This window comes from Streptococcus australis (assembly GCF_040226615.1).
GTDB classification, from domain to species: Bacteria; Bacillota; Bacilli; order Lactobacillales; family Streptococcaceae; genus Streptococcus; species Streptococcus australis_E.
The window spans coordinates 15302-38235 of sequence record NZ_JBCOAT010000009.1 but is presented as its reverse complement, the minus strand read 5'-3'; the positions used below and the strand labels follow the sequence as shown (position 1 = coordinate 38235).

The following is a 22934-nucleotide window of genomic DNA, read 5'->3' as shown; positions in this document are numbered from 1 at the left end:
TTCGTCTTTTATCTCATTACACAAAAAAGACAGCGAGAGCAACCTCTCACTGTCTATAAATAAACGATCTTAAAAGTCTTTGGTGTCTGGGTCTGGTGCTCCCGCCTCTACTGGGATCTTCCGAAGGAGCTCACAGTCTTCTGGGGATAATGCAATCGCAGAGCATTGTAGGTTACTTGCAATCCGCTCAGGAGTCACTGACTTGGGTAAAGGCAAAAATCCTTCTGCTAAACTCCAAGCCAAGAGAAGCTGGGCTGGTGTCACGTCATACTGTTTAGCCAGTGTGAGGACTGTCTCATTTTGGAACAGCTCTCCTTGGCCAAATGGTCCCCATGCCTCCAATAAAATTCCTTTATCACGGCAATAACGGACCACTTCCTCTTGATAAACTCCAGGGGCCAAGCGAATCTGATTGACCGCCGGAAGAACGTTGGCACTCTCTAACAAAGCATCCAGGTGATGGGGCAGGAAGTTACTCACGCCAATAGAACGAATCTTTCCTTCTGCCTGCATATCTTCCATGGCTCTCCAAACCTCACGATTCCGTTCTTTCCAGGCCTCATTTTCTCGATGAGTCACAGGATTTGGCCAGTGGATGAGGTACAAATCGATATAATCTAGTCCCAATTTGTGTAAAGATTCTTCTAGGCCATTAACAGCATCCTCATAGGTGTGACGATTATTCCACAACTTGGTCGTTACAAAAAGCTCTTCTCTTGGAATACCACTATCTTTGATAGCCTTTCCGACGCTTTCTTCATTTTGATAGATGGCTGCCGTATCAATATGGCGATAGCCCGCTTCTAAGGCTGCTTTTACTGCTTGATAAGCTTCCTCGCCATCTTTCGCCTTCCAAGTACCAAAACCAAGTACAGGAATGTGGTGTCCGTCATTTAGTTTGTAGCTCTTCATCTTATTTCCCGTTACTTTCCTTTGTTTTTTCACCAGACTTAGAAGTCTTCGCATTCAAGCGCAACTTTGGCTTAAAGATATTTTCTTTCGGCTGCACCATCGATTTACTAAAAAAGGCATAGAGTAAAAAGGCACTACCTGCCACTAGGATGACGGGACTACGGCGCAACATACCGTAGATAAAGAAAAACAAGCCCATCAATAAAAAACGTACGTTTATCTTATTCATAAAACTACCTCGCGATTCAATTACTTTCATTATACCATGTATCGGAGCAAAGAGACAAATGGCTAGATCAGGGAATCCAATCCAAATAAGCTGAGACTCTCATCCCAGCTTATAGAAGAAATTCAATTTTTAGTCTGGCAATAGCAAGAGATTCGTAGTTGAACCTCTTTTTCACCATTAAGCTTCAAATCGTTTTTGGCCATCCAAGAAGGTTGCTACCAACTCTAAATCTTTATCCAATACAATAAAGTCAGCGTCATAACCCTCACGGATTTGGCCGCAGACATCATCAATATGGACAGATTTAGCAGGGTTGAGACTCGCCATCATGACTGCTTCATGAGGATTGGCAATGCCCCACTCAACAACATTCTTCAATCCATCTTTGAGCTTCAAGATCGAACCAGCCAGATTCCCTGTCGATTTCAAACGGGCTGTTCCATTTTCTACGACAACAGGGAATTCACCCAACATGTAGTCGCCATCTTCCAAGCCACCAGCTGTCATACAGTCGGTGATCAAGGCAATATTTTCCACTCCTTTTTGTTTGAGAAGGATGTCGCAGGCTTTTGGATCAACGTGATGGCCATCACAGATTAACTCTGCATAAGTATGAGGAAGTTGGTACATAGCCCCAACCATTCCTAGCTCACGGTGCGTCAAACCGCGCATTCCGTTATAAGCATGTACCCAGACACTGGCCCCAGCATCCACTGCTTTTTTAGCTTCGTCAAAGGTTGCATTGGAGTGACCAAGCGCAACCGTTACCCCTTCTCCTGTCACTGTGCGGACAAAGTCTTCGACACCATCTCGCTCAGGAGCAAGGGCAATTTTATTGAGCAAGCCGTTGGCTGCTTTTTGCCATGCACGGAATTCATCCATCCGAGGATCTTTCATGTAGGCTGGATTTTGTGCCCCTTTGTACTTCTCTGTAAAGTAAGGTCCTTCAAAGTAAATACCACGAATCTTAGCACCAGACGCTTCTTGGTAGCGTGCTCCAATGTTTTCAGTGACTGCTAATAATTGCTCATAAGAAGAGGTCAAGGTTGTTGGCAAAAAGCTAGTGACCCCTGTGCTCAAGAGCCCCTCACTCATAGTATGAAGGGTTCCCTCGATGTTGTTGTCCATAACATCAACTCCACCAAATCCATGGATGTGCGTATCGACCAAACCAGGAGCAATACTATAGCCTGTATAGTCCAAAACAGTAGCTCCCTCTGGTAGCTGATCTACATGTTTCCCAAATTTGCCATCGACTATTTCTAGATATCCTCCCTTACGAATGCCATGGGGATAAAAGAATTGATCTGCTTGTATATAAGTTGTCATGGTGATTTCCTTTCTTTTTCTACCGATATATTCATACACATTATAATCCTTTGTGCTACATTTGTAAATGGTCTAGACCTATTTTATTTAAATATATTAATATTCTTTATAAATACAATAAGAAATCCAGTTCTAAAGAACTGGATTTCAGAATATTGACAAACTTTTTCCATAAAATAGATAGATGATTTTTTTAAAAAATTATCTTTTTTGAGAAATTAGGCAGATCTAAAACTTTCCGCTGTGAGAAAAGTGCCTAGATCAATTAAGGTCTAGGTACACGGAATTATTGAGACCTTAGGCTCAATAATTAGTCATGGAACTTCGAAGAAGTTCGCTGACGTCCGTACTCACCTAAGGAAAGTTTTAAAAAAAATGTTATACCAATCTAAAGAGAGTGGGACAAAAATCGGTCACTCGTTAGATTCGATTTCGTCGTCCCACCTCCGCACAGTTGAGTAGGACTGTAAAAGCTGATGAAATCAGCCTAGTAGATCCCTACTCAACCACTGCGTCTTGCTCGACAATCCAAAGACAATTGAGAGGCTAGGACTTTTGTCCCAGCCTCTTTTTGCTTTTTTAGATCTGCTCTAATTGTACCTTCTCTGCTAAATTCATGGCATGGTCTGCAACACGTGTATAGTGAGAGATCATATCAATAAAGTTGACACCTGCTTGAGGTGTACACTCGCCCTTGTTTAGACGAGAAATATGGGTCTTCCGCAATTTCTTTTCGAGCTTTTCAATTGCCTGATGGCGCTGTTCCAACTCTGCTGCCAACTCTTGGTTATCCTCTTCTACACTTCTAAGTGCATCTTTAACAAAAGTAGCAGTTTGTTGGTAGATATCTTCTAATTCAGCCAAGGCATTATCAGAAAACACAACTTTCTTCCGAATGAGGTAGTCCGTCAGGTTGATTAAGGATTCCGCGTGGTCTCCAATCCGCTCTAAATCTCGAGAAGAATCCAAAATATTAGTCAAGGATTCACTTTCTTTTGGACTCAGAGCTTCACTAGACAAGCGGATCAAGTATTTGGTCAACTGATCATCGATGGTATTAATGGCTTCTTCTGTTTTATGGCCTTTTTCAGCTAGCTTTTCTTCTTGATTTACAATGTAGCGATAGGCCAAGTCGAAACTCTTTTCAGCATAGGTTCCTAAATGCAATAGTTCTTTTTTGGCATTTCCTAAAGCAATCGAAGGAGCTTGGGTAATCAGATTTTCATCCAAGTAAAGTGGTTCGTATTTGACCACTTCATCCTCACCAGGAATCAATTTCGTCACAAAGTAAGCCAAAGCTCCAATGAAGGGGAACTGGATGATGGTATTGGTAATATTAAAGGTCCCGTGAGCAAAGGCTATGGTCATCTCGGGAGACAAATGAAGAGTCGTTTCAAACCATTGAATCAAAGATGTAAACGGAACAAGGAAGACAAGACAGATAATGGTTCCGATAACATTAAAGGCTACATGGGCACCCGCCACACGTTTGGCCGCAATATTTGCTCCCAAGGAAGCAATGATGGCTGTAATGGTCGTTCCGATATTATCACCAAAGAGAACTGGGAGAGCCCCTTTAAGGTCAATCAAATGACTAGCATAGAGATTTTGTAAGATACCAATGGTTGCAGAGGAAGCCTGAATCAAAAGAGTTAATCCTGATCCGACAAAGACACCCAAGATAGGACTTTTACTCAACTCCACCATGTAGTCACGAAAAACTTGCAAATCTTTAAGAGGTTCCATAGCCCCACTCATCAAGTTGAGGGCAAAGAAGATACCACCGACACCAAAAACGATTCGTCCAACATTATTAACCAAACGATTTTTGGTAAAGAAGAGACAAATCGCTCCGATAAAAAGCATAGGCAAGGCGTAGTCTCCTAATTTAAAACCAATGATAAAGGAGGTAACAGTAGTTCCAATATTGGCCCCCATAACAATACCAATAGCTTGACGGAGGGTTAGAAGTCCAGCACTCACCAGACCGACCGTAATCACTGTAACCCCTGAACTAGACTGAATCAAAGCAGTCATCCCAATCCCTACTAGAACCCCTAGAAAGGGATTACTCGTATATTTATCAATATAGTATCGAAGGCGATCCCCTGCAGCCTGTTGCAAGCCTTCTCCCATGGTTTTAATACTATAGAGAAAGAGACCCAAGCCACCTAAGAAGTTAAATAAAATGTTCTGCCAATCAATGGACATTTCTTTCCTCCATCATCATTCGATAAAAGTTTACTCACTCTATTTTAAAACATCCACCACTTGGACACAAGTTTTTTTTTGAAATTTCTTCTGAATTTTGTCCTAAAAAAACGATAGACTCTACAAAATCTATCGTTTTGTTCATTATTTTTTATCAAGCTCTCGTAACATTTGATCAATTTTGTTTCCATATTCAATGGATTCATCTTTGATAAAGGTTAAATCCGGAATCTTATATAATTTTAAATTCCGACCTAATTCGCGCTTGATGGTTCCTGTTGCTTTTTCAAGCCCTGTCTGAGCCTTCTGATTATCTGAAGCCAGGTCACTCATAATCGAATAGTAGACCTTAGCCATAGACAAATCGCCTAGCATCTGAACATCCGTAATGGTGACACCTTGAACACGTGGGTCACGAACTTTTTTTTGCAAAATTTCGTTGACTTCACGCTTGATTTCCATCCCTACTCGGTCTGTCCGAAAATGACTTGCCATAGGAACTCCTTTCTGATCTGTCTTTAAAACTAGGAAATGGGAGATTTCTTCTCTTCTTTCCTAGTTAACAGTTTATTTTTTAATTTCTTCCATGATGTAAGCTTCGATGGTATCATCCGTCTTGATATCATTGTAGCCTTCGATCATCAATCCACCTTCGCGACCGTTGGTTACTTCTTTGACATCATCTTTATAATGTTTCAAGCTAGCAAGAGCGCCATCATAAATCACGACACCGTCACGAATGACACGAACTTTGGAATCACGAGTGACCTTACCACTGAGGACCATAAATCCACCAATGGTACCCACTTTAGAGACTTTGAAGGTTTCACGAATAACCGCTTCCCCGATGACTTTCTCTTCAAACTCAGGATCCAACATTCCCTTCATGGCATCTTCCATTTCTTCAATCACTTTGTAGATGATTGAGTGAAGACGGATTTCTACCTCATCAGCTTCAGCTTGCTGACGCGCTTGAGGAGTAGGGCGGACGTTAAATCCAATGATGAAGGCATTTGAAGCTTCTGCGAGGGTAACGTCTGATTCGTTGATAGCACCAACCGCTGAGTGAACGATGGTAACCTTGACACCTTCTACTTCAATCTTTTGAAGGGAAGCAGCAAGGGCTTCAACCGAACCTTGTACATCAGCCTTGATAATGACATTAACAGATTTCACTTCACCAGCCTTCAAAGTATCAAAGAGGTTTTCAAGGCTGACACGATTAGTTGCTTGCCGTTGTTTCAAGAGGGCACGTTTGGCACGTTCTTCACCCGCTGCACGCGCTGATTTTTCATCTTCATAAACCGCAAAATGGTCACCCGCCATCGGCGCTTCGTTTAGACCAGTAATCGAAACTGGTGTGGAAGGACCTGCAACCTTAACCCGACGTCCAAGGTCATTGGTCATGGCACGGACACGCCCGAAAGTATTCCCGACAACGATTGGATCTTGGACATTCAAAGTACCTTGTTGCACAAGAAGAGTTGCAACCGCACCTTTACCTTTATCCAAACGCGCTTCGATAACCGTACCGATGGCACGAACAGTTGGATCTGCCTTGAGTTCTTGGATTTCAGCCACAAGAAGGACCGTTTCCAACAACTCATCGATGTTTTGGTTGAACTTGGCTGAGATTTCTACAAATTCAGAATCTCCACCCCAAGCAGTTGACATAACGCCGTGTTCTGCCAATTCTCCAATAACACGTTCTGGATTGGCACCTGGTTTATCAATCTTGTTAATGGCAACGATAATTGGAACGTTAGCCGCTTTTGAGTGGTTAATGGCTTCAATCGTCTGAGGCATAACCCCGTCATCCGCTGCTACGACCAAGATGGTAATATCGGTAACAGATGCACCACGTGCCCGCATAGAGGTGAAGGCTGCGTGTCCAGGTGTATCCAAGAAGGTAATCTTCTTGCCGTTTTCCATGATTTGGTAGGCTCCGATATGCTGGGTGATCCCACCGGCTTCTCCTGTCGCAACCCGTGAGTTACGAAGGGTATCCAAAAGGGTTGTTTTACCATGGTCAACGTGTCCCATAATGGTAACAACTGGTGGACGCTCCACCAATTTATCTGGATTCAAATAACCATCTTCGACGAAGAAGCGCTCGATATCCGCATTATCCACTTCAACCTTTTTCTTAGCTTCAATTCCATAATCCACTAACAGAAGTTCAATGGTATCGCCATCCAAAGATTGGTTTTGTGTCGCCATCACGCCCATCATGAAGAGCTTCTTAACGATTTCTGCCGGCTCACGCTTAATCCGTTTTGCGATTTCCGCAACCGTCATTCCATCTGTGTACTCCAATTCACTTGGCAACTCATGGAATTTACGCTCTGTTACTGGTTTTGGAGCTTCATTGCGGTTATTCTTTCCTTTTTTATTCTTTTTGTTGTTATTCCAGTTACTATTTCTTTGATTTCTCACTTGGTTTTGACTACTTCGATTCTTTTGTTGTTTTCTTGGACCATCTTCTTCACGATCAAAATCTTCACGTTTTTTGTCTGGTCTAGCTTGCTTTTTCCGACGTGTATCAACTGCTGCAGGACTTGGACTCGCTACTGGAGTTGCTTTCACTGGCTCCGCCTTTGGTTGTGAAGCGACAACTTCAGTGGCAACCACTTCTTCGCGCTTACGACGTTGTTGTCGTTCTTGCTCAACCTTGGCTGCCTGGTTTTGCTTGTAGCGTTCTTCACTACCACGTGCATATTCCGCATTTTGCTCTGCCTTTAATGCTGCAGCACGGGCTTTGAAATCAATCTTGGGTGCACCGTTTACTGGATTTGGACGTCCTTGACCATTTCCAGCTTGATCGCGACGACGATCATTCCCTTGATTTCGACGGTCATTCCCTTGATTCTTTCGCTCATTGCGATTTTGGAAACGATCTCCGTCCCGACGGTCGTTTTGTTGTTTTTTAGGTCGATTTCCTTGTTGTTGACGACGTTCAGCTTGCTCTTTCGCACGGGCTTCACGTTCCGCCTTGAAATTACGACTCTTTGGCTTCACAACAGGTGCTACAGCTGTTTCAGTTGTTTTTTCTGTATTGTTTGCAACGGGTTCTTTTGCAACCGGCACAACTTTTACTTGTTTTTCTTCCGTCACTTTAGGAGTTTGAGGAGCCTTTGATGCAAAACTATTCACCAAACGCTCAACAGCTTCACCTTCAATACTAGAAGCGTGACTCTTTACCTCCAACCCTAATTCTTTCGCACGTGTGACGACTTCTTTACTTTCCTTGCCTAGTTCTTTGGCAATCTCATACAATCTTTTCTTAGACAATTGCTGTCCTCCTCTTCTATTCCATAAGAGACCTCATTTTCTTTGAAAATCCAGCATCTGTCACGGCCACAACCTTTCGTGAGCGACCAATGGCAGTGCTTAATTCTAGTGTTGAAAACACGGTTAATACCGGAACGCCATAATAGTGGCATTTATCTGTGATTTTTTTTGTAAGATTGGGAGCGGCATCATCTGCTAGAAAAACTAAGCAAGTCTTTCCTTCTTGAACAGACTTGATAACCAATTCTTCCCCAGAGATAATTTTCCCTGCTCGCTGAGCCAATCCCAATAAATTACTGACTTTTTGCTTATTCAAGGCCTAACTCTCTTCTCTTCACCTTATGATCCACATAAGCAATCAATTCGTCGTAAAAAGCTTCATCCACTTCCATGCTAAAGCTGCGATTGAAGACTTTCTTCTTTTTAGCTTGAAGTGCTTCCTCATTATCCAGTTTGATATAAGCACCACGACCATTTGCTTTCCCAGTCGGATCGATAAAAACTTGACCTTCTTTATTTTTTACGATTCGCAAGAGATCTCGTTTATCGATGACCTCGTTTGAAACAACAGACTTGCGTAAAGGGATTTTTCTTGTCTTTACCATGATTCCCTCCCTATTCGTCTACAGAATCCAAATCACTTTCTACTTCTTCAAAAGCAGGCTCTTGACTTGCTTCCATTTCTTCGTACTCACTTGCTGATTTAATATCAATCCGGTAGCCAGTTAAGTGAGCCGCCAAGCGCACGTTTTGCCCCCGACGACCGATAGCAAGAGATAGTTTGCTATCTGGCACTACCACAAGGGCATGCTTGCTGTCTTCTTCGTCAAAGATGACTTGATCGACCTCAGCAGGAGCAATGGCATTGTAGATAAATTCTGCTGGATCTGGAACCCACTCAATGACATCAATATTTTCTTCTGTTGGAACCATACGATCCAATTTCTGATCGTAACGAGCTGGGTGGAACTTGCTAGTAATCTTTTTGATGTTAGATCCACCACGACCAACGATGGTTCCAATCGCATCCACGTTTGGATTATGGCTACGAACAGCAACTTTGGTCCGGTCGCCAGCTTCACGCGCTACGCTCATGATTTCAACCGTTCCATCGTAAACTTCCGGAATTTCTTGCTCCATCAAACGTTTGATCATTTCTGGATGGCTACGGCTTACGAATACGTTCACCCCACGAGGATTGTCTTCTACTTTGTAGACAAAAACTTCGATGCGATCATGAGATTGGAAGACTTCACCCGGGATTTGATCTTGTTTAGACAATTGAGCTTCGATAGACCCTAAATTTACATAGATAAAGCGATTATCAAAACGTTCAACGGTTCCACTCATAATTTCATTTTCATGCTCTTTATAAGTGTTATAGGTAATCGCACGAGTTTGCTTGCGCATTTTTTCCATGATGGTTTGTTTGGCAGATTGCGCTGCGACACGGCCAAACTCAGCAGGAGCTTCTTCAAATTTGATTTTATCTCCCAATTCATAAGCAGAACTAATCGCAAGAGCATCTTTCAAACTAATTTCTAACCGGCTATCAAACACTTCGTCTACTACTTCACGAACGGTATAAACGCGGAAGTCACCAGTCTTTTCATTAAACTCGATAGCGGCACTCTCTGCTTGGCCATACCGTCTCCGGTAAGCTGAACGCAATGATTCTGTGACAGCTTCAATAATATCTTCTTTTTTGATTCCTTTATCTTCTTCCAAGATGCGGAAAGCATCAAGCATTTCTTTACTCATTCTTTTCTTGCTCTTAAGCTACTAAGAGCCTTCCTTTCTTTTCTGCTATAATTTGACAGCTAGTCTTGCTTTCGATACAAGACTATAGAGGATTTCAATGGTTTTCTTTCTGGTTTTGTCCATGTATTCCATGGTCAATTGATCATCTTCGAACTTCACGAGTGTTCCTTCAATGACCTTTTGTTTGTCAACTGCCTTGTACAAGCTGACATGGATATATTGACCCAGAGCTTTTTCCACAGCATCTTTGGTTTTTAAAGGACGCTCCAAACCAGGACTCGTCACTTCTAGGAAATACTGTTCTGGGAATGGATCTGGTTGAATCTGATCCAACAGAGGACTAATCACTTCTGTTAAATCTGCTGTATCATTCAGGGTAATACCGCCTGGCTTATCAACAAAGATACTTAGAACATAATCTCCTCCTACCTTTCCATATTCAACATCCACTAGTTCAAATGGAGCTTGGATAGCTGGTTGAAGAATTTCTGTTACTAATTCAACAATTGTTGCGATAGGACAACACCTCCTCACAGACAAGAGGCGAAGATATGTCTTCGCCTCTCCTTTTCTATTCGTTTTAAATATTCTAACACAAGTTCCGTCGAAATGCAAGAATTTCGCCTTCCTCATTCATACAGCTATCATCAAAAAGAAAAACGAGAGTGGGACAGAAATCGGTAATTCGTTAGAATTCGATTTCGTCGTTGCACCTCCGCACAGTTGAGTAGGGCTATAAAAGCTGATGAAATCAGCCTAGTAGAGCCCACTCAACCACTGTGTCTTGCTCGACAATCCAAAGACAATTAAGAGGCTAGGACTTTTGTCCCAGCCTCCTTAATCCTTATCTAGACTTTAAAATTGTGCTTCAACCCGATAAATGACCTGACCCTTACTGGAGAATTTCTTTTCATATTCGGTCATGACATTTCCCTCAAAATCACTCGCATGAAGATCTAACCAGACCCCCTTTAAGGTCATTCCGTATTGAGAAAAACTCACCAAACTATATTCAAAGAGTCCTCGATTGTCCGTCTTAAAATGAATCTCCCCATGTTCTGGCAAAATCTGTTTGAAGGTATCTAAGAAACTCTTATAAGTTAAGCGACGTTTTTCATGGCGTTTCTTGGGCCAAGGATCCGAGAAATTGAGATACAATTGATCAATCTCACCATCTTCAAAGTAATTGGTAAGGCTATCCCCATCTACCCAAAGCAACTTGATATTCGGAACATCGGCTTCTAACACCTTGTCCAAAGCGTAGCTTAATACCGATTTTTGAATATCAATCCCAATATAGTTGATAGTTGGATTTTGTTTGGCCATGCCAGTGATAAAGGCTCCTTTACCGCTTCCCACTTCAATATGAATCGGATGGTCATTTCCAAAAATCTCATGCCACTTCCCTTTGGCTTCTTCTGGTTTTAAGATGACATATTGCGGATTGGCTTCTAATAATTCGGTTGCACCTTTGCGGTTTCTAACTCTCATGCTTCCTTCCCATATTTTGACCGGAAATTGCGCAAGGCATAAATTTCCCGGTTAACATTCTCTAAATCATTATTTTCATAGTATTTTACAATCTGACAAAGGAAAGAGTATTGACCAAACCAGTACAATTTACCAAATACAGTTTCGTTGTACTTATAGCCGTAATAGACCAGCCAATCCTGCCACTGAGAGTCTGGAATGTAGTGACTTAAAACATGAGCCACATCCATCATCCGATCTGTCAAGCGGACAGAATCCCAATCAACCAAGTAGATGAATCCACTGTCCGTTTCAATCCAGTTACTGTGGCGTACATCTCCATGAACAATGGTCGCATAATCTTCTCGAAAAGCTGGAACAGTCTGTCGTAAACTCTTTAACACAGATTGCAAATAATTGTTTTGACGCAAAGCAATTGGCAACTGACTGCTCAGAGAATTCAATAAATCCAGCGGAGATTCAGCCGTGTAGCCCAATTTTCTCAATTGTGTCATCAAGGGGCGTGAACGGTGCAAACGAGTCAGGATATGAACCACTTGCTTTTTCCCCATCCCATTTGGAGTTAAAATTTCTCCATTTAACCATTCTTGTGCGCTCATCACATTTCCGTCAGGTAAGCGTCGGCTCCATAAGAGTTGTGGAGCAATTTGTTCTTTAGCTAGCCCCGCTAATATTGGAGTTGTATTCATTTTGACAAATACTTTCCCCCCATCCGGATAAGTCCCCATAAAGGCTTTCCCGCTTTTACCAGCAATTGGGGTCAACGTTAGCTCTTTTTCGTTCGAGTCCATCTATTCCTCCGTAAAAAGTTTCCCATCTATTTTACTAATTTTAAGGCGTTTCGTCAACTAATCGTCTCACCTTGAAAGGTGCATAAACATAGGCTAAAAAGGCTGTGAAAGCTAGCAAGCCCAAGACGAGAAGTTTGTCTTCAAAGACCACCAATCCCAGACCTCCCTCAACGAGAACCACAAACAAAGTCACCGATTGAACTGTTTGAAGAAGCCCTCGTGTTTTAGCACGCATTTCCAAGGGGAAAAGACGAGTTAAATATTGATAGTCAAAGGCCTTGTAGAGCCCGAGCAATTGAAAAACAAGTAAATAATTCAAAAGTCCAGCGACAGCCACTGCTACTAGTGTTTGCGGGATGAAGAGAAAGACAGCTATTGATAGTCCTAATAGACGCAGACTCATGGAAAACAGATCTCCATTTCTGAGATAAGAACGGAGATACAGGTTGTTCCAGGTCTTGCCACTGACTTTCGGGACCATTTTTGTCAGCTTATCTAAATAAGCCCGCCGTTTTACGCTATTAGTCATTCCTTTTACTGTTGTAAAAAGGGCAAAAAACCTTAGAATACTTTGCTTTCTCAGATTTTCAAGCTCTACGATTCGCTTCCAATCAAGACCCGCCTGGTTATAGAATCTTTTTCCCTTTCCTTGAAAAACAAGAACTTTCAACAAGAAGAGAAGAGTCAAATAAACCACTACAATGGTAAGAGACAGTCCTAGAGCCAGAGCCAAAGGGACAAACAGGACGAGCACAAGGGTTTGCACAATCCCCCAGAAAATAGTCGCTCGTAAGGTCTGTTGTTTCAAATAGCCTTTCAATTCCTCTTCTTTTACTAGGAGGAAAATCATGTCCGGCTTCTCAACATAGGTTGCAATTGAACCAACTGGAAGTAAGAGAAAGGGAGCTAGAGCAAGTATAACAAGGAGAAGGTTCTTATCTTCTGGTAGAGAGCGCAAAAATTGGCTGTACTGAACTGCTAAAAAACCTAGAAAAATCAAGAGAAAGAGAACAAAGTGATCATTAAACACATAGCGAGAATATTTCAAACACTGATTGCGAAAGATCGCCTTCCTCTTTTGTAGTACTTCTATCATCGGTCAGCCTCTTTTGTTAGTGCAAGGTAAATCTCATTCAAATCCGCATCTGCCATTCCAAACTCTGTCCGCAATTCCTCTAAAGTCCCCTGGGCACGGACCTGCCCCTTATGGAGGATGACAAAGGCATCACACATTTTTTCAGCAGAATCCAGAACATGGGTACTCATTAAAATAGATTTTCCTTTTTCTTTCTCTGCATTCAATAGTTGAATTAAATCTGAGATAGCGACTGGATCTAGGCCTAAAAAGGGCTCATCCACAATAAACAAACTTGGATCCACAGCAAAGGCACAAATGATCATGACCTTTTGTTTCATCCCCTTAGAAAAATGGACAGGAAACCAATCCAATTTTTCCTCTAGTCGAAATTGTTTCAAGAGAGGAGTTACACGCGCAAAAACAGCTTCTTGATCCAAATCATAGGCCATAGCTACTGTTTCAATATGCTCACGCAAGGTTAACTCTTCATAAAGGCTAGGGGTTTCTGGGATATAACCAATTTTTTGACGATAAGCACTTGGAGAAGCAACTAGAGTCAAGTCATCAATCCGGATTTCACCAGCATAGGGACGCAGGAGACCAATAATTTCATTAATGGTCGTTGATTTCCCTGCCCCATTCAAGCCGATCAATCCAATTAATTGGCCATCGCCAACCTCAAAACTAACATCTTTTAAGACAGGGATATTGACATAGCCTCCTGTCAGGTTTTTTATTTCTAACATATTTTCTTTGCTTTCTGGTATAATGTTCTTATATTATAACAAAATCTAGCTAAATTGAGGTATATTTATGGTTTCGGATTGTATTTTTTGTAAGATTATTTCTGGAGACATTCCTGCTTCTAAGGTCTACGAAGATGACCATTTTCTTGCTTTTTTAGATATCTCCCAGGTCACTCCAGGCCATACCCTTGTGATTCCAAAAAAACATGCTCGCAATCTGTTGGAAATGACACCAGATGAAACGGCTTATCTCTTTAACGTCGTTTCAAGAGTCACCAAAAAAGTGGAAGGTGCTACACAGCCTCAAGGAATGAATATCATTAGTAACATGGAAGAAATTGCGGGTCAGTCTGTCTTCCACACCCACGTCCATATTCTTCCACGCTACTCTCAAGAAGACGACCTAAAGATTGATTTCATTGCCCACGAACCTGATTTCGAACACCTTGCCCAATTAGCCAAGGATATCTCAAACCATTAAAAAGGAGCTTACTATGAAATTAAGAGATCTATTTTGGTTTGCGACTGGAGCAACCATCAGCTATCAACTTGTTAAAAATCGTGAACCACTGAAAAATGAATTCAACGAAACCAAACAACTAACGGATGGAATCCAATCAAACCTTTCAAAAATCAAAAAGAATATTGAAATCATCCAAGAGCAAAGAGTCCTTTTAAATCAACTACTGGAAGACTTTTCCTATAAAGCAAGGGTCTTCTCTCAGCAAGCCAACGCTTCTGTAGAACAAATCCAAACTATTTGGTCTGAGAAATCTAGCGATCATGAATAAACAAAAAGGTTTTGAGATAGTCGTCTCAAAACCTTTTTATTTATAGAAGTATTTGACTTTAGTTTCCTCCAGCACCAGCTACCGTTGTATCCGTATAAGGTGTCACTGTCGGTTGATAGGGTGTCACTGCTTCTGAGCTTACAGAAGTCTCTGGAGCATAGGAAGGATCATAATAGCCTCCGCCTGTATCCTGGCTCGCCTCTACTGGACTTTCGCCACTTTCTGATGAAGAAGCTCCCCCAGTTTCGTCGCCATCCAATAGAACGGCACTTGTTTTGAGCTTGCTTAAAGGTGATAAGCCCAAACTTTTACGCAAGATATTCTGCATCTTCAGCAGGTGCTCTGAAGTAACGATTTGGTAACTTCCGCCATCCGCTAGGGTGGCATCTTCCCCTTTCAACTGTTCCATACGGATGTTCTTCAAGGCATCTCGATAACCCATCAACTGCATCAAGCTATTCGTATCCAAGGAGATATTGGTCTGCATATTATCACTAACCGCTTCAATAATTCCTTGATAGTTGCTCAAACCGTCCAGAGTCAATACTTTCTTGATGATCTTTTCGATAACTTCCCGTTGTCGTTTTTGACGGCCATAGTCTCCTTCTGGATCTTGATAACGCATCCGTGAATATACCAAGGCTTGCTCTCCATCAATCTCTTGACGACCAGGTGGAATTTTCGCTGTGTATTCCGGTTCATTTTCTTCGATTGAAATATCAAAATCAAATGGATTGTTTACCGTGATACCACCGACCTTATCAACCAGTTGGACGAGACCTTTCATATTGATCATCGCATAACGGTCAATATGAATATTCATCAAATCTTGGATGGTTTCAATGGCCAACTCTGCCCCACCTTGAGCATAAGCCGCATTCAGCTTCGCTTGGACAGTTTCTCCATCCTTCGTGATATTGGTCAAGATATCCCGTTCCAAACTCATAATCGTTGTTTCACGCGTCTGTGGATTCACCGTCACCAGAATCATGGTATCACTGTTTCCTACCCACTGATCCTCTCGTGAACCTGACCCTGTATCAACCCCCATGAGCAAGATGGTCATCGGTTTGTTTTCTGCAATGACATTATTTTCATCGCCAATGCCTTTAAAGGTCTTACTCAACGTGTTTGTTGACTGATTGAGGATGGTCAGCCCATAGGCTCCAAGCCCGATTGTCGTTACAGCTAACAAACTAAAAAACATTAATAGAATTTTTTTAATCATTGATTCTGTCCATCTATCAGTTTGCCCATTAGGTAAACATCCAGATATTCCCCTTCCTTGTATACGCCTCTCTTGCGGAGACCTTCAATTTCAAATCCTAGCGTTTGGTAGAGATGGATGGCCCGTTCATTTCGAACTTGGACACTGAGGTCTAACTTCCGAAGGAGGTTGGTACCTTCTGCCCATGCGATTCCTTCTTCTAGAAGAATACGACCCAAGCCTTTATTCCAATAGGCCTTCCGAACAACGATAAAGACATCTCCAATATGGCGCAAGGCTCTGTTTTGATCCGCTGCAATATTTAAGACACCTACCAGATCCTCACCCAAGTATAATAAGAGACATAATTGATTGTCTGTTTGTGCTTGCGTTTCAGCAAATATTTCCAACTCTTGCTTGGTCATCCCAAGCCCTTCTGGAGCCAAGGTCATGAACTCAGATTCAGTTGCTACAGCTTTAAAAAAGTCGAGTAAACGCCCTGCATCCGAAGCCTCAGCCTCTTTTAAAAAGAGATCCAATACCTGTTCCATCTTCAAGCTCCTACAGAAGTCAGAAATGACTCCTTTAATTGTTCTGCACGTTCACCGACAGCTGACAAGCGTATCTCACGTCCGTCGCCATCCTTGAGCAGTTCAACCTTTAAATATCCAGCAGGAAGACTGGTCTCTAGCAATTCTCCCCACTCAATAACGGTCACCCCTTCACCAAATAAAAAGTCATCCAAATCAATCGAATCTGGATCATCTCCAATACGATAAACATCCAGGTGATACAAGGGTAAGCGACCTTCATATTCTCTCACGATAGTATAAGTGGGACTTTTGATCATCTGACGAATATCCAACCCTTGAGCAAGGCCTTTTGTAAAGGTTGTTTTCCCTGCCCCCAGATTTCCCGTCAGAATCACGACATCCTGTTTTTCTAATCGTTGACCCAACTGTTTTCCAAGGGACATCAACTCTTGTTCATTTTGACTTTTCATTCCTCCATTATACCAAAAATAATTGATTATTGCCCACTATTTTTAGTCGATCAACCTCCTGCCTCACATGAGACAATCAAAAAAAGCTTGGACTTTTTGTCCAAGCTTTCCTCTATGTTCATTCTAATGCAAGGCCATACTGATAAAGTTCAAGATAAACAAGGCATCTAAAATCCAAATCATACTGTGAACTTCTTTGGCTTCACCTTTGACCAATTTGGTTACTGTATAGGTAATAAAACCTGCTGCAATCCCATTTGTGATGGAATAGCTGAATCCCATAAAGATAGAGGTAAAGAAGGCTGGTACAGCTTCTGCCATATCATCCCAATGGATGTTTTTCAAGCTACTTAACATCATGATCCCAACGATGATTAATATCGGTGCTGTCGCTGCAGTTGGTACGATGGCAAGAAGAGGACTAAAGATACTTGACACTGCAAAACAGAGGGCTACTACAAGGGCTGTCAGACCAGTCCGTCCACCAGCTCCGATACCCGCAGCTGACTCAACATAAGTCGTCACATTTGAAGTACCTGCAATGGCACCAACAGATGTCGCTACAAGGTCTGAATAAAGGGCCTTATCCAATTTAGCAGATTGGTGATTTTCACCATTTGTGGCAACAATACCAACTTTTTCACCAGTTCCAATCAAGGTACCAATCGTATCAAAGATATCTGTCAATGAGAAAGCGAGGATGGCCATCAAGGTTTCAGGAAGACGAGAAGTATTGGTAATCAAGGAACCTAATCCTTCTGAACCAAGTGCAGCTCCAAAAATTTTCCCAAGATCGTTGACAGCTGCTCCAAGATGGGTACTACCAAAGTCAATCGTTGAAAGATCAACAATGCCAAATACAATACCAAGGATTGTTGTCGTAAGGATAGAAAGGATAATTCCTCCTTTAATGCCCTTGATGACAAAGAAAACAGTAATGGCTAAGCCAGCCAAGGCAAGGAGGACTGTCGGACTATTGAAACTAACAAGTCCTGGGACCGCTGCAGAATTTGCTGTAATCGCTGCATTCGCTTTGTCAGCCCCTTCTCCTGCCACCGTATAGGTATGCGGATCAATCGAAAACTTCAACAAACCAGCATTTTTAATGCCGACATAGGCCAAGAAAATTCCGATACCAGCTGAAATAGCTGAACGCAAAGCATTTGGAATGGACTCAATAATCATTTTCCGAACATTAGTTAATGTGATAATCAAGGAAATCAATCCACAAATAAAGACCATTCCCAAGGCTTCTTTCCAAGAATAGCCCATCCCAAATACCACTGTAAAGGTAAAGAAAGCATTCAAGCCCATTCCTGGTGCTTGGGCATAAGGCAGATTCGCATAGAAAGCCATCATGAGAGTCCCAACGACTGAACCAATAATGGTTGCTAGAAATACTCCTTGAGCAGGCATTCCTGTTTGGGAAAGCATTTGAGGGTTTACAAACAAGATATAAGACATGGCAAAGAAGGTCGTTAAACCAGCTAATACCTCTGTACGAACCGTCGTTCCGTGTTCAGATAGTTTGAAAAACTTATCCATTTTTCCAATAAACTCCTTAAAAAAAATAAATCTGCTCGCGATTCAATCACGAACAATACCAATATTTTATCAAATATTATTCACTTTTACAAGAGATTCATCTGGACAATCTTTCGTGTCATATTATCTTCTATTCGAAAGACTGAAATTTTCCGGTTTATCTGGTATAATGGTAGCATTCGTCTAAAAATATGGTGCTCTATACTCTATAAAACATTCCTTATTTAGAGTTCGAAAAACCATACAAATGAAAGGATTCTTCCTATGAATAAGAAACTAATCGCTGTCGATTTAGATGGCACCTTATTAAATTCTGAGAGTAAATTATCATCCTATACGATTGAAACTATCCAAAAAGTCAGTGAACAAGGCCACCAGGTCATTATTACAACTGGGCGTCCCTATCGAATGGCAGATCATATCTATAAGGAATTGGGATTGGAAAGTCCCATGATTAACTTTAATGGCGCTCTCACTCATATTCCAAATAAAAAATGGTCGAAAGAACTATCCATGACCCTTGATAAAAAATACCTCCTCGATATGGTCGAGAGAGAAAATGACATCCAAGCGGACTTTATTGCAGGAGAGTATCGCAATAAGTTCTATGTCACCCATACCTACCACCATACTATTGATCCCGCCTTATTTGGGGTTTCAAAAATCTCCTCCAAAACAAAATTCGAAGCTCGTAAAGTTACCGAAAATCCGAATGCCATCCTCTTTCAAACACGCGCTGAAGATAAGTATGCTTTAGCCGAAGAAATGCGTGATTACTACCATAACGAGCTAGAAATCAATAGCTGGGGTGGACCCCTCAACATTCTGGAGTGCGCTCCAAAAGGGGTCAATAAGGCCTTTGCCCTTAACTATCTCCTCGAGACTTACGGACTTGATCGGAAAGATCTGATTGCCTTTGGAGACGAACAAAACGATACAGACATGTTAGCTTTTGCAGGAACTGGTTATGCAATGAAAAACGCCAATCCTATCCTCCTCCCCTATGCCGATAAACAAACCGAGTATACAAATGATCAGGACGGCGTTGCTCGTCAATTAGAAAAACTCCTCCTATAAATAAAGAGAATTGCTTGAATCACCTTTTACAAGAAAGAATTCAAGCTTTTTGTTTTCTCAAACATACGGGACCTTTTCTGAAAATAATTTAACTGGTTAAGTTTACTTTCAGAAAATTCTCTGTGTAAGCGTTTGCCAATCGACAAAGTTTGTGATAAAATTAACATAATAAAAATAAAAAAGGGGCCTAGCTCGTTTCATACGATAATGACTCAAGTGATTCTACTTCTCGTTTTATTACCGTCTCTAATTCAACTAAGCTCTTGAGGAGGAAAACTATGAAAGCTGTTGTTGTAAATCCAGAAGGTACTGGTGTTGAAATCGTTGCAAACAAGGATATGCGTCCATTGGAAACAGGTGAAGCACTTGTTCAAATTGAGTACTGTGGTGTCTGCCACACGGACTTGCACGTTGCTCACGGAGACTTCGGTAAAGTCCCAGGCCGTGTTCTTGGACATGAAGGAATCGGAATTGTTAAAGAACTTGCTCCAGATGTGACAAGCTTAAAAGTTGGTGACCGCGTTAGTGTTGCTTGGTTCTTCGAAGGATGTGGAACTTGTGAATACTGTACAACTGGTCGTGAAACTCTTTGCCGTACTGTAAAAAATGCTGGTTACTCTGTTGATGGAGGAATGGCTGAACAATGTATCGTTACTGCAGATTACGCAGTGAAAGTACCAGAAGGATTAGATCCAGCACAAGCTTCTTCTATTACATGTGCCGGGGTTACAACTTACAAAGCCATTAAAGAAGGCAAAGCTGAACCAGGACAATGGGTTGTCATCTACGGAGCTGGAGGACTAGGAAACTTGGCTGTTCAATATGCCAAAAAAGTCTTCAACGCTCATGTCATCGCTGTCGATATCAACAACGACAAACTTGAATTAGCGAAAGAAGTTGGCGCAGACTTTGTTATCAACGGTCGTGAAGTAGAAGATGTCCCAGGCCTCATCAAAGAAAAAACAAATGGTGGTGCTCACTCTGCTGTCGTAACCGCTGTTTCTAAAGTAGCCTTCAACCAAGCTGTTGATTCTGTTCGTGCGGGTGGTCGCGTTGTCGCAGTCGGACTTCCTTCAGAAATGATGGATCTCAGCATTGTGAAAACTGTATTAGATGGTATCCAAGTTATCGGTTCTCTAGTAGGAACTCGTAAAGACTTGGAAGAAGCCTTCCAATTTGGTGCAGAAGGTTTGGTAGTGCCAGTCGTTCAAAAACGTCCAGTAGAAGATGCTGTCAAAGTCTTTGACGAAATGGAAGCTGGAACCATTCAAGGACGTATGGTACTAGATTTCACACATTAAGAATATTTTCCTTCAAGGTTAGCCCTCCTGGACTAACCTTTTTTATCTGCTCCGTCTAATCACACCTTAATTTTATAATAAGGATTTTTTACTGTTTTTGACAATCATTCAGGAAATAAATGTCTAAAATCTCTTCAATAAATTCAAATTTTCTTACTTAATGTTCGCTTTTTCAGATATTTTCACTCTTTTTCAAAAAACAAAAGAGACCCTTCCTGCTTGATTCTACTAGGGAAAAAGGTGGTATCATTGACTTTTTCGTGAAAACGTTTTATAATAAAGAATGCTTAAAGTTTTCTTAAACTGAAAGTCAAACAAATTTTATAAGGAGGAATGTCAATAATGAGTATTGGTATCATTATTGCTAGCCACGGTGAATTTGCTGCTGGGATCCACCAATCCGGCTCGATGATCTTTGGGGATCAAGAGAAAGTTCAAGTGGTTACGTTCATGCCAAGCGAAGGACCAGATGACCTCTACGCTAAGTTCAATGCTGCTGTTGCCGCATTTGATGCAGAAGATGAAATCTTGGTTTTGGCTGACCTTTGGAGTGGTTCTCCATTTAACCAAGCGAGTCGTGTCATGGGAGAAAATCCAGATCGCAAATTTGCAATCATCACAGGATTAAACCTTCCAATGTTGATTCAAGCTTATACAGAGCGTTTGATGGATGCAAATGCCGGCGTTGATAAAGTCGCTGCAAACATCATCAAAGAATCTAAAGACGGAATCAAAGCTCTTCCAGAAGAATTGAATCCAGTCGAAGAAGCAAGCACTGCTTCCGCTGCTCCTGTTGCCCAAGCTGCTATTCCAGAAGGAACGGTGATCGGAGATGGTAAGCTCAAGATCAACCTTGCTCGCTTAGATACTCGTCTGCTTCATGGACAAGTCGCTACTGCTTGGACTCCAGATTCAAAAGCAGATCGAATTATCGTTGCTTCAGACTCAGTTGCTAAAGATGAACTCCGTAAAGAGTTGATCAAGCAAGCGGCACCAAATGGTGTGAAAGCAAACGTTGTCCCAATTCAAAAATTGATCGAGGTTGCAAAAGATCCACGCTTTGGTGAAACACATGCTTTGATCTTATTTGAAACACCTCAAGATGCCCTTCGTGCCATCGAGGGTGGTGTTCCGATTAAAACCTTGAACGTTGGATCAATGGCTCACTCAACTGGTAAAACCATGGTCAACAATGTGTTGTCAATGGACAAAGAGGATGTGGCTACATTCGAAAAAATGCGTGATCTTGGAGTAGAATTTGATGTCCGTAAAGTGCCAAATGACTCTAAGAAAGATTTGTTTGACTTAATTAACAAAGCCAACGTTCAATAATCGATTACTTACGAAAGGATTTTAAACATGTCTATTATTTCTATGGTATTAGTGGTCGTTGTTGCCTTCTTAGCAGGTCTTGAAGGTATCCTTGACCAATTTCAATTCCACCAACCACTTGTTGCTTGTACCTTAATCGGTTTGGTAACAGGTAACTTGACTGCCGGTGTTATGCTTGGTGGTTCACTTCAATTACTTGCACTAGGCTGGGCAAACATTGGAGCTGCCGTTGCACCCGATGCTGCTCTTGCATCTGTCGCTGCTGCGATTATCTTGGTTCTTGGTGGTGATTTTAGTGCAAAAGGAATCGCTGTAGCTCAAGGTGTGGCTATTCCACTTGCAGTTGCTGGTCTTTTCTTGACCATGATCGTCCGTACCCTCTCCGTAGGTTTGGTCCACACTGCTGATGCTGCTGCTAAAAAAGGTGATTTCAAAGGCGTAGAACGTGCTCACTTTGTTGCCCTTCTTCTTCAAGGACTTCGTATCGCTATTCCTGCAGCCCTCTTGTTGATGATCCCTGCTGAAACTGTTAAGGGGGCTCTCGAAGCAATGCCTGCTTGGTTGTCAGATGGTATGCAAATCGGTGGTGGTATGGTCGTTGCCGTTGGTTATGCCATGGTTATCAACATGATGGCAAGCCGTGAAGTATGGCCATTCTTTGCGATTGGTTTTGCTCTTGCAGCCGTTAGCCAATTGACTTTGATTGCCCTTGGAGCGATTGGTGTTGCTCTTGCCTTGATCTACCTTTCTCTTTCTAAGAAAGGTGGCAATGGAGGTGGCGGAGTCGCTACTTCTAACGATCCAATCGGCGATATCCTCGAAGACTATTAAGAAAGGTG

General features: G+C 41.9%; 23 protein-coding genes and 2 pseudogenes. 6 read left to right on the top strand and 19 right to left on the bottom strand.

Going from position 1 to position 22934, the window contains the following annotated elements; all coding sequences use genetic code 11:
• Positions 1 to 69: 69 nt before the first annotated feature.
• The 15 genes and pseudogenes from ABT997_RS08455 to ABT997_RS08390 all read right to left on the bottom strand — a co-directional run bounded on the left by ABT997_RS08455 (position 70) and on the right by ABT997_RS08390 (position 13839).
• Entirely contained in the window at positions 70 to 912 is an 843-nt protein-coding gene (locus ABT997_RS08455) for an aldo/keto reductase (protein WP_350019143.1), read from the bottom strand.
• A 1-nt stretch (position 913) separates the two neighbouring features.
• The gene (locus ABT997_RS08450) at positions 914 to 1141 is read right to left on the bottom strand and encodes a hypothetical protein (protein ID WP_048715249.1); all 228 of its coding nucleotides are present in this window, start codon (positions 1139 to 1141) and stop codon (positions 914 to 916) included.
• A gap of 177 nt (positions 1142 to 1318) precedes the next feature.
• Positions 1319 to 2470 (bottom strand): N-acetylglucosamine-6-phosphate deacetylase, encoded by a 1152-nt coding sequence (nagA, locus tag ABT997_RS08445; protein ID WP_006597080.1) that lies wholly within the window; start codon positions 2468 to 2470, stop codon positions 1319 to 1321.
• A gap of 579 nt (positions 2471 to 3049) precedes the next feature.
• A complete protein-coding gene (locus ABT997_RS08440) occupies positions 3050 to 4681 on the bottom strand; it encodes a Na/Pi cotransporter family protein (protein ID WP_023022293.1) in 1632 nt (543 codons plus the stop codon).
• 144 nt (positions 4682 to 4825) lie between these two features.
• Positions 4826 to 5176: a 30S ribosome-binding factor RbfA gene (gene rbfA / locus ABT997_RS08435; RefSeq protein WP_023022291.1), complete on the bottom strand. Its 351-nt coding sequence runs from the start codon at positions 5174 to 5176 to the stop codon at positions 4826 to 4828.
• 72 nt (positions 5177 to 5248) lie between these two features.
• A pseudogene (infB, locus tag ABT997_RS08430) lies at positions 5249 to 7546 on the bottom strand (translation initiation factor IF-2); the annotation flags it as partial.
• Positions 7547 to 7882: 336 nt separating this feature from the next.
• Positions 7883 to 7957, bottom strand: a pseudogene (locus tag ABT997_RS09835) (hypothetical protein); the annotation flags it as partial.
• Positions 7958 to 7988: 31 nt separating this feature from the next.
• The gene (locus tag ABT997_RS08425) at positions 7989 to 8288 is read right to left on the bottom strand and encodes a YlxQ-related RNA-binding protein (RefSeq protein WP_023022287.1); all 300 of its coding nucleotides are present in this window, start codon (positions 8286 to 8288) and stop codon (positions 7989 to 7991) included.
• Positions 8281 to 8577 (bottom strand): RNase P modulator RnpM, encoded by a 297-nt coding sequence (gene rnpM / locus ABT997_RS08420; RefSeq protein ID WP_006596879.1) that lies wholly within the window; start codon positions 8575 to 8577, stop codon positions 8281 to 8283. The genes ABT997_RS08425 and rnpM overlap by 8 nt, the downstream gene beginning before the upstream one ends.
• Before the next feature lie 10 nt (positions 8578 to 8587).
• A complete protein-coding gene (gene nusA / locus ABT997_RS08415) occupies positions 8588 to 9733 on the bottom strand; it encodes a transcription termination factor NusA (RefSeq protein WP_023022285.1) in 1146 nt (381 codons plus the stop codon).
• Positions 9734 to 9778: 45 nt separating this feature from the next.
• A complete protein-coding gene (gene rimP, locus ABT997_RS08410; protein WP_350019163.1) occupies positions 9779 to 10267 on the bottom strand; it encodes a ribosome maturation factor RimP in 489 nt (162 codons plus the stop codon).
• 321 nt (positions 10268 to 10588) lie between these two features.
• Complete coding sequence (gene trmB, locus ABT997_RS08405) at positions 10589 to 11224, bottom strand: tRNA (guanosine(46)-N7)-methyltransferase TrmB (RefSeq protein ID WP_023022282.1); 636 nt, start codon at positions 11222 to 11224, stop codon at positions 10589 to 10591.
• Positions 11221 to 12015: a cell cycle regulator CcrZ gene (gene ccrZ / locus ABT997_RS08400; RefSeq protein WP_023022280.1), complete on the bottom strand. Its 795-nt coding sequence runs from the start codon at positions 12013 to 12015 to the stop codon at positions 11221 to 11223. Before ccrZ ends, trmB begins: the two co-directional genes overlap by 4 nt.
• Before the next feature lie 40 nt (positions 12016 to 12055).
• On the bottom strand, positions 12056 to 13111 hold the full coding sequence (locus tag ABT997_RS08395) for an ABC transporter permease (RefSeq protein WP_123159659.1): 1056 nt from the start codon (positions 13109 to 13111) through the stop codon (positions 12056 to 12058).
• Positions 13108 to 13839: an ABC transporter ATP-binding protein gene (locus ABT997_RS08390; RefSeq protein WP_123159660.1), complete on the bottom strand. Its 732-nt coding sequence runs from the start codon at positions 13837 to 13839 to the stop codon at positions 13108 to 13110. Before ABT997_RS08390 ends, ABT997_RS08395 begins: the two co-directional genes overlap by 4 nt.
• Before the next feature lie 67 nt (positions 13840 to 13906).
• Here ABT997_RS08390 and ABT997_RS08385 point away from each other — a divergent pair, with 67 nt between their 5' ends.
• Together ABT997_RS08385 and ABT997_RS08380 are read left to right on the top strand one after the other, a co-directional pair.
• A complete protein-coding gene (locus ABT997_RS08385) occupies positions 13907 to 14320 on the top strand; it encodes an HIT family protein (protein WP_350019142.1) in 414 nt (137 codons plus the stop codon).
• A 13-nt stretch (positions 14321 to 14333) separates the two neighbouring features.
• Positions 14334 to 14630, top strand: a complete 297-nt coding sequence (locus ABT997_RS08380; RefSeq protein ID WP_006596887.1) for a hypothetical protein — start codon at positions 14334 to 14336, stop codon at positions 14628 to 14630.
• Between the two features lie 58 nt (positions 14631 to 14688).
• On the opposite strand, the gene lytR is transcribed toward ABT997_RS08380, so the two are convergent.
• The 4 genes from lytR to ABT997_RS08360 all read right to left on the bottom strand — a co-directional run bounded on the left by lytR (position 14689) and on the right by ABT997_RS08360 (position 18385).
• Positions 14689 to 15858, bottom strand: a complete 1170-nt coding sequence (lytR, locus tag ABT997_RS08375; RefSeq protein WP_006596888.1) for a glycopolymer--peptidoglycan transferase LytR — start codon at positions 15856 to 15858, stop codon at positions 14689 to 14691.
• Positions 15855 to 16388, bottom strand: coding sequence for a GNAT family N-acetyltransferase (locus ABT997_RS08370; RefSeq protein WP_233332370.1), 534 nt, complete (start codon positions 16386 to 16388; stop codon positions 15855 to 15857). The genes lytR and ABT997_RS08370 overlap by 4 nt, the downstream gene beginning before the upstream one ends.
• A 2-nt stretch (positions 16389 to 16390) precedes the next feature.
• Positions 16391 to 16840: a tRNA (adenosine(37)-N6)-threonylcarbamoyltransferase complex ATPase subunit type 1 TsaE gene (tsaE, locus tag ABT997_RS08365; RefSeq protein WP_350019141.1), complete on the bottom strand. Its 450-nt coding sequence runs from the start codon at positions 16838 to 16840 to the stop codon at positions 16391 to 16393.
• A gap of 123 nt (positions 16841 to 16963) precedes the next feature.
• Complete coding sequence (locus ABT997_RS08360; RefSeq protein WP_154854892.1) at positions 16964 to 18385, bottom strand: NCS2 family permease; 1422 nt, start codon at positions 18383 to 18385, stop codon at positions 16964 to 16966.
• Positions 18386 to 18649: 264 nt separating this feature from the next.
• On the opposite strand from ABT997_RS08360, the gene ABT997_RS08355 reads away from it, so the two are divergent.
• The 4 genes from ABT997_RS08355 (at position 18650) to ABT997_RS08340 (ending at position 22926) form a co-directional block, all read left to right on the top strand.
• Positions 18650 to 19462, top strand: coding sequence for a Cof-type HAD-IIB family hydrolase (locus ABT997_RS08355; protein ID WP_350019140.1), 813 nt, complete (start codon positions 18650 to 18652; stop codon positions 19460 to 19462).
• A 278-nt stretch (positions 19463 to 19740) separates the two neighbouring features.
• On the top strand, positions 19741 to 20763 hold the full coding sequence (adhP, locus tag ABT997_RS08350) for an alcohol dehydrogenase AdhP (RefSeq protein ID WP_350019139.1): 1023 nt from the start codon (positions 19741 to 19743) through the stop codon (positions 20761 to 20763).
• A gap of 342 nt (positions 20764 to 21105) precedes the next feature.
• A complete protein-coding gene (locus ABT997_RS08345) occupies positions 21106 to 22095 on the top strand; it encodes a PTS sugar transporter subunit IIB (RefSeq protein ID WP_350019138.1) in 990 nt (329 codons plus the stop codon).
• Between the two features lie 27 nt (positions 22096 to 22122).
• A complete protein-coding gene (locus ABT997_RS08340; RefSeq protein ID WP_156677092.1) occupies positions 22123 to 22926 on the top strand; it encodes a mannose/fructose/sorbose family PTS transporter subunit IIC in 804 nt (267 codons plus the stop codon).
• Positions 22927 to 22934 lie beyond the last annotated feature (8 nt).

Coding starts and splice junctions, on each gene's coding strand:
- ABT997_RS08455 (WP_350019143.1), bottom strand. CDS start 912: ATGAAGAGCTACAAACTAAATGACGGACACCACATTCCTGTACTTGGT.
- ABT997_RS08450 (WP_048715249.1), bottom strand. CDS start 1,141: ATGAATAAGATAAACGTACGTTTTTTATTGATGGGCTTGTTTTTCTTT.
- nagA (WP_006597080.1), bottom strand. CDS start 2,470: ATGACAACTTATATACAAGCAGATCAATTCTTTTATCCCCATGGCATT.
- ABT997_RS08440 (WP_023022293.1), bottom strand. CDS start 4,681: ATGTCCATTGATTGGCAGAACATTTTATTTAACTTCTTAGGTGGCTTG.
- rbfA (WP_023022291.1), bottom strand. CDS start 5,176: ATGGCAAGTCATTTTCGGACAGACCGAGTAGGGATGGAAATCAAGCGT.
- rnpM (WP_006596879.1), bottom strand. CDS start 8,577: ATGGTAAAGACAAGAAAAATCCCTTTACGCAAGTCTGTTGTTTCAAAC.
- nusA (WP_023022285.1), bottom strand. CDS start 9,733: ATGAGTAAAGAAATGCTTGATGCTTTCCGCATCTTGGAAGAAGATAAA.
- trmB (WP_023022282.1), bottom strand. CDS start 11,224: ATGAGAGTTAGAAACCGCAAAGGTGCAACCGAATTATTAGAAGCCAAT.
- ccrZ (WP_023022280.1), bottom strand. CDS start 12,015: ATGGACTCGAACGAAAAAGAGCTAACGTTGACCCCAATTGCTGGTAAA.
- ABT997_RS08395 (WP_123159659.1), bottom strand. CDS start 13,111: ATGATAGAAGTACTACAAAAGAGGAAGGCGATCTTTCGCAATCAGTGT.
- ABT997_RS08390 (WP_123159660.1), bottom strand. CDS start 13,839: ATGTTAGAAATAAAAAACCTGACAGGAGGCTATGTCAATATCCCTGTC.
- ABT997_RS08385 (WP_350019142.1), top strand. CDS start 13,907: ATGGTTTCGGATTGTATTTTTTGTAAGATTATTTCTGGAGACATTCCT.
- ABT997_RS08380 (WP_006596887.1), top strand. CDS start 14,334: ATGAAATTAAGAGATCTATTTTGGTTTGCGACTGGAGCAACCATCAGC.
- lytR (WP_006596888.1), bottom strand. CDS start 15,858: ATGATTAAAAAAATTCTATTAATGTTTTTTAGTTTGTTAGCTGTAACG.
- ABT997_RS08370 (WP_233332370.1), bottom strand. CDS start 16,388: ATGGAACAGGTATTGGATCTCTTTTTAAAAGAGGCTGAGGCTTCGGAT.
- tsaE (WP_350019141.1), bottom strand. CDS start 16,840: ATGAAAAGTCAAAATGAACAAGAGTTGATGTCCCTTGGAAAACAGTTG.
- ABT997_RS08360 (WP_154854892.1), bottom strand. CDS start 18,385: ATGGATAAGTTTTTCAAACTATCTGAACACGGAACGACGGTTCGTACA.
- ABT997_RS08355 (WP_350019140.1), top strand. CDS start 18,650: ATGAATAAGAAACTAATCGCTGTCGATTTAGATGGCACCTTATTAAAT.
- adhP (WP_350019139.1), top strand. CDS start 19,741: ATGAAAGCTGTTGTTGTAAATCCAGAAGGTACTGGTGTTGAAATCGTT.
- ABT997_RS08345 (WP_350019138.1), top strand. CDS start 21,106: ATGAGTATTGGTATCATTATTGCTAGCCACGGTGAATTTGCTGCTGGG.
- ABT997_RS08340 (WP_156677092.1), top strand. CDS start 22,123: ATGTCTATTATTTCTATGGTATTAGTGGTCGTTGTTGCCTTCTTAGCA.